Annotated in this window: 15 protein-coding genes and 1 pseudogene; 7 read left to right on the forward strand and 9 right to left on the reverse strand. The window is 60.0% G+C overall.

Translation table 11 applies throughout. The features are described 5' to 3' along the window. Positions 1 to 578: 578 nt before the first annotated feature. Entirely contained in the window at positions 579 to 770 is a 192-nt protein-coding gene (locus AB4Y40_RS35915) for a hypothetical protein (RefSeq protein WP_324159082.1), read from the reverse strand. Between the two features lie 695 nt (positions 771 to 1465). After that, positions 1466 to 1816 carry a hypothetical protein gene (locus AB4Y40_RS35920; protein ID WP_368691902.1) on the reverse strand — a complete coding sequence of 117 codons (351 nt, stop codon included), beginning with the start codon at positions 1814 to 1816 and terminating at the stop codon, positions 1466 to 1468. Positions 1817 to 2348: 532 nt separating this feature from the next. Here AB4Y40_RS35920 and AB4Y40_RS35925 point away from each other — a divergent pair. Then, positions 2349 to 2552 (forward strand): cold-shock protein, encoded by a 204-nt coding sequence (locus AB4Y40_RS35925; RefSeq protein ID WP_042293433.1) that lies wholly within the window; start codon positions 2349 to 2351, stop codon positions 2550 to 2552. 65 nt (positions 2553 to 2617) lie between these two features. Here the strand turns inward: AB4Y40_RS35925 and AB4Y40_RS35930 are convergent, their stop codons facing one another. Beyond that, a complete protein-coding gene (locus AB4Y40_RS35930; RefSeq protein WP_368691903.1) occupies positions 2618 to 3022 on the reverse strand; it encodes a hypothetical protein in 405 nt (134 codons plus the stop codon). Positions 3023 to 3247: 225 nt separating this feature from the next. Here AB4Y40_RS35930 and AB4Y40_RS35935 point away from each other — a divergent pair, with 225 nt between their 5' ends. Further along, entirely contained in the window at positions 3248 to 3550 is a 303-nt protein-coding gene (locus tag AB4Y40_RS35935; RefSeq protein WP_368691904.1) for a hypothetical protein, read from the forward strand. A 92-nt stretch (positions 3551 to 3642) separates the two neighbouring features. Here AB4Y40_RS35935 and AB4Y40_RS35940 read toward each other — a convergent pair whose 3' ends face one another. Continuing rightward, positions 3643 to 3819, reverse strand: a complete 177-nt coding sequence (locus AB4Y40_RS35940) for a hypothetical protein (protein ID WP_368691905.1) — start codon at positions 3817 to 3819, stop codon at positions 3643 to 3645. 273 nt (positions 3820 to 4092) lie between these two features. On the opposite strand from AB4Y40_RS35940, the pseudogene AB4Y40_RS35945 reads away from it, so the two are divergent. Beyond that, positions 4093 to 4398: pseudogene (locus AB4Y40_RS35945) on the forward strand (hypothetical protein); the annotation flags it as partial. A gap of 381 nt (positions 4399 to 4779) precedes the next feature. Here the strand turns inward: AB4Y40_RS35945 and AB4Y40_RS35950 are convergent. Both AB4Y40_RS35950 and AB4Y40_RS35955 read right to left on the reverse strand, forming a co-directional pair. Next, on the reverse strand, positions 4780 to 5142 hold the full coding sequence (locus AB4Y40_RS35950) for a hypothetical protein (RefSeq protein ID WP_368691906.1): 363 nt from the start codon (positions 5140 to 5142) through the stop codon (positions 4780 to 4782). After that, complete coding sequence (locus AB4Y40_RS35955) at positions 5139 to 5576, reverse strand: hypothetical protein (protein WP_368691907.1); 438 nt, start codon at positions 5574 to 5576, stop codon at positions 5139 to 5141. The genes AB4Y40_RS35950 and AB4Y40_RS35955 overlap by 4 nt, the downstream gene beginning before the upstream one ends. A gap of 8 nt (positions 5577 to 5584) precedes the next feature. Here AB4Y40_RS35955 and AB4Y40_RS35960 point away from each other — a divergent pair, with 8 nt between their 5' ends. Together AB4Y40_RS35960 and AB4Y40_RS35965 are read left to right on the forward strand one after the other, a co-directional pair. Then, complete coding sequence (locus AB4Y40_RS35960) at positions 5585 to 5995, forward strand: hypothetical protein (protein ID WP_368691908.1); 411 nt, start codon at positions 5585 to 5587, stop codon at positions 5993 to 5995. Positions 5996 to 6078: 83 nt separating this feature from the next. After that, on the forward strand, positions 6079 to 6552 hold the full coding sequence (locus tag AB4Y40_RS35965; protein ID WP_368691909.1) for a hypothetical protein: 474 nt from the start codon (positions 6079 to 6081) through the stop codon (positions 6550 to 6552). Positions 6553 to 6573: 21 nt separating this feature from the next. Here the strand turns inward: AB4Y40_RS35965 and AB4Y40_RS35970 are convergent, their stop codons facing one another. After that, entirely contained in the window at positions 6574 to 6873 is a 300-nt protein-coding gene (locus tag AB4Y40_RS35970) for a hypothetical protein (protein WP_368691910.1), read from the reverse strand. Between the two features lie 13 nt (positions 6874 to 6886). Continuing rightward, positions 6887 to 7969: an IS630 family transposase gene (locus AB4Y40_RS35975; protein WP_368691911.1), complete on the reverse strand. Its 1083-nt coding sequence runs from the start codon at positions 7967 to 7969 to the stop codon at positions 6887 to 6889. Positions 7970 to 8701: 732 nt separating this feature from the next. Here AB4Y40_RS35975 and AB4Y40_RS35980 point away from each other — a divergent pair. Next, positions 8702 to 9178, forward strand: a complete 477-nt coding sequence (locus tag AB4Y40_RS35980; protein WP_368691912.1) for a hypothetical protein — start codon at positions 8702 to 8704, stop codon at positions 9176 to 9178. A 350-nt stretch (positions 9179 to 9528) separates the two neighbouring features. Next, complete coding sequence (locus tag AB4Y40_RS35985; protein WP_028215456.1) at positions 9529 to 9720, forward strand: hypothetical protein; 192 nt, start codon at positions 9529 to 9531, stop codon at positions 9718 to 9720. 577 nt (positions 9721 to 10297) lie between these two features. On the opposite strand, the gene AB4Y40_RS35990 is transcribed toward AB4Y40_RS35985, so the two are convergent. Continuing rightward, entirely contained in the window at positions 10298 to 10945 is a 648-nt protein-coding gene (locus AB4Y40_RS35990; RefSeq protein ID WP_368691913.1) for an H-NS histone family protein, read from the reverse strand. Positions 10946 to 11759: the final 814 nt, after the last annotated feature.

The following is an 11759-nucleotide window of genomic DNA, read 5'->3' on the forward strand; positions in this document are numbered from 1 at the left end:
ATGACCATCTCCGTCAAGGACCTGCACGAGCAGCGCGACGCAGCCTGGGTGACAAAGCGGCACGCCAACGTGGTCAGCGCGTCCTCGGTCAGGAACGGAGGGAGCATCCTTCCAAAGCGCGAAGGTGTCCGGCGCAGTGCGGATCTGAAGGATTTTTGGGGGGGCATTACAGGGAAGTATGGTCGGTCCACACCAGTTTCACAACATGCCGTGAGCTTCTTCCCTGGTCCGGAAAACGGACGCGCAGGTGCCGGGCTTTGGCCCGTCGCGCGCCAGTCGAAACATCCACGTAAGCCAGCGTCGACTCACTCGCCCGCTCGCCGACGCGAAACTGTTGAAATGCAGGATCCCAGGACGCAGTGTGACTCTGGACTTCGAGAATCCCCGCGGCATAGAAACGTTCTTTGCCGGTCGGTCAGTCTGGAGATGGTGGTGTTGTGACAGCGCGCGCGCCTCACAGGTCGAATGCGCTCAGTGTTCGGAAAGCACGCAGTTTTGGCATCCCTGACACATGCTGGCCGGTGGTGTCCGCGACGACTCAGGCATTACCCCCTGTCACGCACCCCGGTATCAACGTGTCAGTGCAGGCGCGCGAGGGTACGAAGGAGCGAATCGCCGTCCCGCGTAACGCGAGGCCGTACGGTCCCGTCAAGTGTCTCCAGGGCAACCAGCTGGCGTTCAAGCAAGATGTCGAGTTCTTCCCGGTCCGCAATGTGGTCGGCCGAGTCTCTTACCAGCATCAATGTCGCAAATTCATGGGCGCTAAGCATGCTTGCCTCCTGATAGCTCGAGTAGGTGCTGTATGGATCGCGTCGGCTCAAGCGCGCGCTTTTGACATGCGCTGCCGGCGGTGCAGTCGCCGCGATTTGATGCGGGGAGTTGATGGTAGGCGGCGCTCCCCTGGCGCAGCAATTCGGGTCGTCCCGCATATCGGGAGCGCTTTGCCATTGCGTGCATGCATGGCGCGGTGTACGCCCCCAAAAAGCCAGACTAATCGTTCGCTTCAGCGCGAGCGCCTGCGCCAAATCTGCAGGATCGCACAGCCTCGATGAAGCGCATTGGCGATGGTCTTCCCTGATGAGACCGGGTGAGTCAGATGATCGCTACGCGCCGACGCGGGACGTCCACTCGATCTTCGTATGCTGACCGACGGCTCCTGGCATCTCGTGAGCTGAAGGAATGCACTGCGCAGCGCAAGCCTCATCACTTGAGAACGAGGAAGGAACGAAACGCTGTCGCGCTGCCGGGGCGTAAAGAGGTCCAGGCACAGGCAGCGCGGCGATCGACGCCGGATGCTCCTGCAACGCCTCGTACAATGCCGTGGATGCATTCGAGGCGCCCGTTCCCAGAATCGGCAACGTCGATGACGCCCAGGTCGTTATTGCAGATCGTGGCCTTCGGACAGGCTACACTTGCGCGGAACCGCTACCAGTCTTTTATCGAGTCGTCTGCGATCCGGCCCGCGTCACTTGTGATGTTCCGCGTCGGGACCCGGCACGGGGATCGTCCACTCATCCACCGCTTTTCCCGCTTCGGGTTCGCGCTCCCGCCGAAGCTCCAGAATGCGACCGTGAGCAACAACCACTTTCAGGTCGAGTCTCACGCCTTTCCGGACGTGGAACAAATAAGCCGAGAAGGAGGCTGTGTTGCTGGCAAAGTAACCGTCACTCAGAAACTGTCGACGCGCGACAAGTCCATCGCTTGCCACCCAGTAATCGGCCATGGCGCAATCGAGCGACTTTGTCTGCCAGTCCTTTCTCGGCAGGTCTTCGGGGAACGGCTCGAAATCCTGAGAAAACTCGAATGTATCGTTCATCCTCGAGCGCGGCTTCGCTGGTGTTAGCGTCGTCCAAGGGTAACATGGCCTCCCCGGTCTCTGGGCTGGCCCTGGAAGACTGGTTGGGGCCGCTTGCGCGCCATAGTTTGCTCGTCGCTGGAATGTGCGGGACGGGACCGCACCAGAATGGTGACGGAGACCGGGCTTTCGCGTGTGGCGAGGGAGGAATCCGCAATGCGTCGATGCTTCTGCGACTCTTCGCAGGCGCCTCCCCTGTTCCGTTTCGGAATCAGTCTTCGCGGCCCAGCCTGGAGGCTTCGCCGGGACTCCCGGTTGCCGGGTAGATCGCGATTGCCGCGCGGCAATCATAGGGTGCCACCGTCAGGGATTAGAACGACGAATGTCTGCACCGGGCCTGGGTCGTTGAAAGCCAGCCCCTGTGCGGTCCATGGATCTGCTGATTGGCAGGTGTCATCCCGGCGTGGTAAAAAGTCATCCCTTGCGGGTGATCGCCTCCATGCGATGCCGTATTCTCGCGATTACAGGTTTCAACATCGACAGGATTCAAGAAATGGCAACTGGCACTGTGAAATGGTTCAACGATGCGAAAGGCTTCGGCTTCATCACCCCGGATGACGGCGGCGAAGACCTGTTCGCCCACTTTTCCGAAATCAAGACTGAAGGATTCAAGTCGCTGCAGGAAAACCAGAAAGTAAGCTTCGATGTGAAGATGGGGCCGAAGGGCAAGCAGGCTGCAAATATCAAGCCAGCCTGACCGGCGCGCGTCACATCCCGATGTGTGGCCCGTCCTGCGGGCCAGTTTTTCTTGCACCCTGCGCATCAATCTTTAATGAAGCGATGGCCATGCCAGCACATGCGCGCGATGTCCGGGTGCGCCCTCTTCGCGACATCGGTCAATTCTCCGGTTGATCGTTGACGAAGCGTAAGCGTTTCGCCTGTCCTCCTGAGAATTGATTCGATCCAGCATAGGTGTGAAGACGCAGGGACGAACCGCGCATTCGCGGTAACGTTGATGCCGCGCTTGCGGCCACGCTGCCCGGACCCATCATTGCCCTGCAAAACAGCGGATATCCTGTGAAGGAAAACAGTTGAACACCGCGCCGGCAACACAACCGTCCTCGAAGAATCGACATCCCCGACCAGAAGCACTACGATCGAAAACATGCCGGTGGCCACGGCAGGTGCCTGTCGCACGATAATTTTCTGACGATTGGCACTCACCATGCCAGACAGCCTCCTCGATGTGCTGGCCCACTGCGCCTCGCGACGCGTGCGTGGCGGACCCGCCCGGTCCCGTGCATGATCACGGTGACCGGGACGCCGTCCGCCGCGTGGATTGTTTAAATCAGGCGAGGCAAGTGCAGGAAGTTCGTGGCGCTATCCTCGGTGGGTGTCGATGCCAGCACCCAGTGGATCGATGCTGCGAGCCGTGCCCTCAGGGGAATCGCCATGACGACGACTGAGTCACTTCTGACGTTGGCCGAATATCTCGAACTGTCCCTGAACTCTGGCGCAAGCGTGATCATGATGCAGAAATGCAATGACGTCTGTGCCATGTACGTTGGCGATGCCAGGCGAGATCAGGATCGCCTGAGATATCACGGGGACATCGCTGCGACCCAGGCCGAAGCGATCCTTGAGCAAACCCGCGCTGGACGAAACCGGCTGGAGATCGGCGGACAGCTATACCGTTTTAGCCGGAGCTTCAAACATTTTGAGGATCGTGGCGCGGTCGTTTTTGCGCCGTCGTGACACCGGAGGCACGACGATTTCGGGAAACGTAAATTTGATGTTCCAGGTATGTTGCGCATTCCCAAATACTGAAAATCCTCATCAGGGACTTGTCAGGCGAATACGTTGCGCTCGAAGATGATCGGGTGGTCGACCTGCCGGTCGACGGCGACTAGCGTCATGAGCGGGTTGTGCAAGACCTCGCCCCATTCGTCGATGCGCCGGTTTGTGGTGGCGAGCAGAGCGCCACGCCCTCCCTGAACGGAATATCCGCTCGCCGCCTGCATCATCGACGACCCCGAGCTCGTCGCAGCTTCAAGTGGCTAAATAAGCTTTGACGCCTCAAGCTGGACCATGAATGATCACCTGATTTCTTTCGTGACTTCATTCGTTATCCTCTCCATTCCAAACCCGATCACGGAAAACCAGTACATCAAGGAGGCCGCCACCTTCATCCCGGCGTACATTTACGCGTTTTGTGCGAATGACACATCAAATACCAGCATCGCCGCGTCTATAATCAACACCTTAAGGATATCAGCGACCGCATGGAGCCCTACTTTATGAATCAAGCCCGCGGGCGATATGCGGGATCCCGCGACAGCGGCCAACGCCAGGCTCGCCAGGAAAAGAAGTCTCAGCCCAGGCGGCCGGGACAGCCGTATGTGAAGGCGCCTGCTCAGGACTCCACCCAGACCGCCTCCATTTTCAAGACACGGTCGTTCCAGTTTCTGGTCGATACGGTAGGCGCAGAGAATATCGCCATCGCACTTGAATCCAGCATGACGCGCGTGGCCGAATTGATGAAGGGCGAGAGGTTCACTCCCGAGACCGCCTTTCACATGGAAACCACGCTCGGGTTGCCGCATTACGCGCAAGAGAAAAACAATGGACATCGGCCGGAGCCTTGAAAACACTGGGAACCAGCCGTCTGTGAGGTGTCCATCAGGTTAGCCCAAAAAATGGACAGCGCGACCTCGGAATGTCCATCTTTCGCAGCAAGCTTCGCATGGTCGGAAGCCCGATAAAGCCGGGCGTCCGACCATGCTGGAGCGTGTCAAACCATCGCGCGTCAAGGGTTCACTTCGCCGGGCTTCGCCCGCCCTTGACCCGTTCAGCGGTGTCACAAAATCACGATCGATTTGAAGGGACTACGCCGGGTGACCGGTAGCGGGAACCCTCGCGAGCACCAGGCCGACGCAGGTGAGGCCGCCCAAGTGCCCGTTTCGGGCGAAAACACCCGCCTCGATCTAGCGCGGGTGCAGAGGCAGGACGCTACCGCCACGTAGCGCGGCCAGTACCTTGCGCAGGCTGAATACCTGGCGCAGCAATGAGAGTTCACGAGCCAGCGACTCGTCGAGCTGTCCCTGCAGATCCTTTGCGTCGCCCTTCACGCGGTTCAGCTGGTTGGTCAGATCGCGTTTCGGGCGCACGGCTACCGTGTTGGCTGCGTCGATCGCTTTGATCAGTTCAGCGAACTGTGGGCGTGACTTCTTGATGCTCCCCTTCTTGCGCCCCGCTTCGATTGCCACGGTGTCATTGTTGATACGCGCGCCCTTGCGCTTCTTCAGCCGCTCAAGGGCGGCGTAGTAGTCGGTTATGGCTTCGCTCATGCTGCCTCCGGTTTGATCAGTTTCTCTTGCGCGTCAAGCGATCGTTGCAGCGTCTGGGCCTCGATACGGTATTCGACGCTCGCCTCATCGACAGCGCGCAGCTTCCCGACCGTAGCCTGCTGCGCCTTGATCACACGCTGAAGTTTTGACGGCACGACCACGAGATTGCGGCAGTTCGATTCAAGGCAATCCAGACGCATCCAGTCGAGTGGCGTTGACCTGCACGGTTCGACGCTGGCGCAGCCGCCGAGCACCGTCTCGCGGTAGGCCAGTTCGCCCTTCCCGAACATCCTGACTGTCTGCTCGCGCGAATAGACCGACACAGGCGAGGCCTGCACGGCACGGCTCTGCGTCCACACTGCGTGCCCGCCAAACAGCCGCTCGTCAGAGAACAGTATCCGCCCAACAGCACGAATCGCTTGCGCCAGCAACAAACGTCGACATGCCAGTGAAGGCCGCCGGTGCAAAGGCGCGTGCACGGCGCGCGCGGGCGAGCGATCCAGAAAGCTCAACTGTTTCGGCGGATGTCGCAGGAGAGAAAGAGGCGATCGTGACCAGCGCGCAAGATCATGTAAATGGATTTCCCGACGACGTTACCGGTCACCTGCCTGAAGAAGGTCGTGACGGGGCGCCGGCAGCTACACGGGCAGCCCCAGAGTCGTTCGCCGCGTCCGCAGTACCGCAGCGCAACCCGGCAGCGCTCCCCTACGCTTGCGTGACGAGTCTGGACAATCTTCACGGTATTGAGCCGATAGCGGAAGCCTTGATCAAGACGCTGGCAGGCAAGGCACGCACGGGTCGCCTGGACGAACTGAAAGCGCTGGAACTGCTGCAGCAGGCGATCCTGCTATGAGCCGGTATAGCGTGCCAGGCTCCCCGTGCCATGCCGCACAAAGCGCATCGAGGTGACCGGGTCCCGCTACGCAAGAAATTGCGTTGTGTCAGGTCGACTTGCCACCGACCTGCATCGCCGGGCTGACCGGAGAGGTCATTCATCTGACGCTGCGGGTGATGGCGGAGACCGGATTTTTCTCGCGGGTTTTCCTGGGCATACTGAACAGCGGGTTCCAGGCTATCCGCGGCGCGGAGTTCGCCTGCGGCTCAGTGGAGTTTGGACAGGTGGCGACGGCGGGCAGTTGCCAGAAGCGGATTCTCGTCGGCTTCGGCGTCGCCCATTGGCGCAACGCCATCCGCAATGACGACGTGGACGTCCTGCTCGAAGGCATCTTCCAGACAGCTACGCGCGCGTGCAACGCATTCATCTGCCGGCGCATCGCCCGCACTCGCAGCGGCCTGCGCGGTTGCTTTCGCGGCCAGGCCAAAGGCGGCGACGATCTCTTCCCACGTCAGTCCGGTCGTCATCGCTTCCTGCACAAGCTTGCCCGCGACAGCACCAATCTTCGCCCCTAGTACGACATCCCGTAAATAGGTTTAATAATTATCGGGCTGCAAATAAGGGTGCAGGAGCGTGACGACCACATTGGCCATTTCGTTGAGCGAACCCATGCCCGGCAGGGGTTCCCAACGCCCACTATGGCTGCGAAACGCGGCGCCATATCGATTTCGGCCGAGTTCGGTGAGACGCGCGACGACAGTCGGCTCGTCGTCGTCCAGACGTTTGATCAGCAAGTGACGCCCGTAGGCTTGCGTGACGATCTGCTCATGGCCAAGCAGGCTGCGCAGTTGACGCTGCAGTTCAGCGGCGTGGTATTTGGCTGGTAAAGCTGGCATCTGCGTTCCTCGATTACGATGCACCGCTTTGCAGCGGATAGCCCCGGAAACTCCACTTGAAGGGGCGTGCGGCCCGATTGTGCTCGCCGACGAACTGATCGGTGCGCTCGCGCAGGTGCGCGGTACTGGTGTGGCTGGCATGGCGCAGCACCCGGCGCGTATAACGGGCAAACCAGAGTTCGATCTGGTTGACCCAGCTCGCGTGCAACGGCGTGAAGTGGAAGTGAAACCGCTTGCCATGCCGCGCATTGAACGCCTGCCAGACAGCCTGGGCGCGATGCGTGTTCAAGTTGTCCCACACCACGTGCACCTGTTCGTCTGGGTACGCGGCTGCCACGCGTTCCATGAAGGCTACCAGATCGTCCTGGGTGCGCCGCTCGCGGCACTCTGCCAACACCTTTCCGGTATGCACATCGAGCGCGGCAATCAACGCCTGGGTGCCGTGACGGATGTATTCAAATTCACGGCGACGCAGCCGTCCTGGAGCAGGTGCCCGTCCCGGGTGCTTGCGCTCAATGGCCTGAATGCCGGTCTTCTCGTCGATGCTGAGTACGACCGCGTTTCGCGGCGCCTTCCGGTACAGTTTGCAGATCACGTTGACCTTTTCGCGAAAGGCCGGGTCTGGACTGTGCAGCCACTGCTGGATCCGGTGCGGACGTACATCGCCGGCCTGCAGAACGCGCTGCACGTGACTGCGGCTGATCTGCGCGACAACGCCACGCTCCACGGCACGCGCCGCAATCTCGTCGAGTGTCGGCGTGACCCTTCCCTCAGGTTCCTGAGCTTCACACGCCAGCGCAATCAATTGCAATCGCGCTTCGTGCGTGATGCGCGGCGGACGCCCACTGCGCTCACCCTCGCGAATCCCCTGGACGCCCTGACGGGAAATGCGCTTGCGCCACAGGCAGACTGTTTGCACCGAGACACCCAACTCCCGCGCGATCACCGTATTGGAGTGCCCCTCGTGGGCCCACAAGGCGATACGTGCACGCATCACATCTCGCTGCGCAGCAGTCTTCCGCTCAATCAGCGATAGCAGTTCCTGTCGTTCTTTATTCGCCAGCTTCACTGGCGATGCATGGCGGCCTCGGCTCATCCAGACATGATAACCGAGGCAATTAATTATTCAATCTATTTACGGGATGTTGTACTAGTTCATCGCTCATCTGCTTTTGCTCCCACAATCCTTGCGCCGCGCACCTGCGGCAACACGCGCCCTGTTTCCGCTGGTCAGGCGGATGCGTGACAGGCGGCTACGGCTACCAGGACGGCTATTCTAGCGCCCGCTCAACGCTCACAACTCACCGGGTCCGTTGTTCTGATGCCCGCCGAACAGCGTATCGCGGGCGATACGGCCCGCGATGTCATCTGACGGGCCGAAGCTCGTTTCAAGATGAATCAGCCCATCCTTCCCGCGTGCCTTCAAGGTCCTCGACCGATCCGGTTTTGCGCCTCCCATCCTGAACGCGAGTTCGCCGACAGAGTCCGGCTCCGTCTGCGCAATCAGCCCAAGGAAGGCACAGTTGTTTTCGCCCTGACCCGGGCAGCAATGCCCCTCTGCCTGCTCCGACTTTCCAGCGATTCCTGGGGAGTGCCGCCAATGCAGGAAAGCGGAGGCCGCCGTCAGGCGCTTGTGGGAACCGCGGCGCGCGGACAGTTAGTCGCGTTTATAGGCGGTTTCGCAGCAGGGCTGCAGCCAGGCATCGAAAGGCGACCACACAGAAAACGCGACGACCCGCGAGACACGGACAAATTTTGACGGGTGCTCTTGCCCTGCGGTGAAGCGTCCCAATATGCGAATCCGAAATCCATTCGCCCGCTGTCGAACATGTCAAACAAGAACTACCGTTCCCCGCGTCGTCCGTCTGCCAGTGCGCACGCAAAATCGCTCTTTCTTCCCATGCCCCGCAAGGAATCCTCGGATCTTGCGCTGCGTGCACGGATTGCGCTCGAGCGTCTGCGCAATGGAGAAGCGGACCGCTCGCTGGTTAATCTCCTCTCGCAGATCATCATCATCACGAGCTTCATTACCCGAGCGGGACATGGGCAGCTCGATATCGCGGACATCGAACGCGTTGAGCGTGGCCTCGGAGAGGTGCTCGATCAGGCAGACCGCACTGGCGTCTGGAATGTGCCTGAATCGTTGACTGACGGTCTCACCGCCGTGGTAAATGAATACGACCGCGCGCTCAGCGTGACTCGAATGGAAATCATACTCAGGGCGAGTGATTGCCTCGGAAAGCTGGTCGGTATGGTCGCGCGCGACACCCGCACCAACGACAGCGATCTCCAGGTTGCACGATAACGTCGTCAACGCTTCCCGCCGCGCAATCGCACATCAGTCTGCTCATGTGCATTAAAGGCCGCCGGTGTGAATAAGGACGTGCAGACGTGAGAGAGGCTCGTACAAACGTCATACGGATATTCCGGCATCTGATGGTAACCGGCTCCCATAGACGGGGACCAGACCGCCGGGCTTGCAATACAGGGAAATGAAGTCGCGGGCGGTGCAGCCTGCGATGGTCGGCAAAAGCGCGCAAGCGCTCACAACAAACAACGACAGGTGTATCGCGCGCTACACTGGGTCCACAACTCTACATAGCCCTGCGCACATTGCATGCACTCCCGGCAACCACATCACCGAAAGATAACAGCATGGAAATCCGCGTTGCGTACGAACATAGTCTCGCCACTGCGCCGGAGGAATTCATCGTTCAGGTGCCTTCGCAGCTCGTGACCGATATCCCCGCGAACGTACCGCGCGCCCTGCTGCCTGAATTCATCGCGAACCTGATCGTCGAACGCTCACCGGCAATCGGAAAGATTCGCAATCTCAGGATTCTCTAGCGGGCTTCTTTTCAGCGGTGATGACTGGGAGTCGACAGGCGTTGTTGCCCAGCCTCGGCAACACTCAGAAAAGGCTTTGTTGCCTGATGTCGCGCACTGGAGGCAGTGACGGTTTCTGGCGTCGTGCGCCCGTGCGTCGGCGAGCAACACAACGTACATGGGCAACCAGAACGAAACGCTCATCCGCAAAGCTGAGCGTGAGCCTGAACTGCGTCAGCCCATCCGGTCCGAAACCGGGCTGCACCCGCAGCGAAGCATGCATGCCGAGCCGACGGGCACGGTCCACGAGTTGTGCACGGCTCATACCCGGCCACGCGAGCGAGATCAGCCGACTGACCGCCGAAGGAACCGACTCCGGTGGACAATCAGCCGGCAACGCCAGAGAAACAAGCTCGAAACGGTGTGGCATGGGGTTCAAGGCGCGTGGATCAGTGTCCGCGCTTCCTCATGTACATACGTGGCGTCGCCTTGACGAAGGCGACGCGCACAGGGTCCTGACTGATCAGTCGTAGCGGGCCGCCAATGCAGTGCGTCCCGCATCCGCTCCGGCAGCTACGACTGGATCGCCCGTTACCCCTTACGCTGCTGCGACTTCCGGCGTCGCTGCAGCCTCAACTGCGGCCGGTGCCTTTTTGGCTGCAACCTTGCGCGGTGCCGAAGCCTTTTTCGCGGGTGCTGCAGCCTTGCGTCCACGCACACCCTTTGCCGGAACAGCCGCTGCCCGGCCAGCCTTCTTCGTGGCAACCGCCTTCTTCACCGCCTTTTTTGCCACGACACGCTTTGCACCTGCCTTCTTCGCAGCTACCTTCTTCGCAGCAGCCTTTTTCGCAGTTGCCTTCTTGGCAGGCGCTGCCTTGGCGCCGGCTGCCTTCGCCGTTGCCCCAGCTTCAATCAGGAATTTCGAACGATCCTTGACGTCGCGAATCCACAGCGGCGCCAGACCACGGCCCGACCAGGTCGCACCGGTTTTCGGATCCGCGTATTTCGGCGCGACGTGATGCACGACCGCACCCGGCGCATTTGCTGCTGCCTTTGCCAGCGTCGTCCCAGGTTTGCGACCGCGTCGCTTTGCAACAAAGCCTTCGATATCGGCGACAGTCAGACCGTGCTTTTGCATCAGGTCACGGATTTTCGTCAGGCCCACCGACGACTGCTTTTCGGCGATCGTTGCCGCCTGCTTCTGGAGTTTGGCAATTTTCGAGTTGATTGCGTCCAGGGTAACCATGTCTATTCCTCGCTGTGGGGTTTTCCGTTCATGCGATCCTGGAACTTCCCTGGCTTGTTTGCCAGGCACTTCGAAGTTCGGTCTGCCCGTCTGAATTGACGCGGTCGTCGCGGTCGTGATTATGACTTTATCAGTACGTCCGTGCAAATTGAAAGGGCAGCGCGCAACGGTTTGAATGTCACTGGCGTTCAGGAATAGAGGCACGCCCGATGTTGCCTGTGCGTCCCGCAACGCTGCCTTTCATTGTTTGTTTGCTATTGCGCCGCAAAAAAGCCAACTCTCTATTATCCAGACATGCACCCGAGATCGTTGATCGAGGAGGTATGGGCCGCGCGTCAGCGATGCACCTGTTCGTGCCGCACATTGAATCGTGAACGCAACAAAAAAAGAAGATCCAACGTGCGCAAGCAAACCTGGTGTCGCACATGGGTTGATTTATACTGCTCTCATACCGGTCGCCAGTCGCGGCGCCTCACCTGCGCCGCTCCCAGAAAAATATGGTTCAAACATGCTCCACCCTCTTCGCTGCCCCGGCACGGGCAGCGTTGGGTCGCGTGGCATCCTGGCGGCACGCGATTTGCAATCACCTGCCCAACGACAGACTGTTGCGCGGAGAATACACCAGATGGATGAGAGAAAACGCGAAAGCATCGTGGCCTATCTGCGACGACGGATGGCCGAATTTGGAATGTGCGACGTGACGTCGCGTAGTTCGTGGTTTTACCGCTGACGTTCGGCGGGAGCAAAACCGGGCGTTCCGTCGCCCGTAGCCTATTGGGGCATGCGGGACTGGCAACGGTCTCGTGTGAAGCCT

This window comes from Paraburkholderia sp. EG287B (assembly GCF_040965595.1).
In the GTDB taxonomy this organism is placed as follows: Bacteria; Pseudomonadota; Gammaproteobacteria; order Burkholderiales; family Burkholderiaceae; genus Paraburkholderia.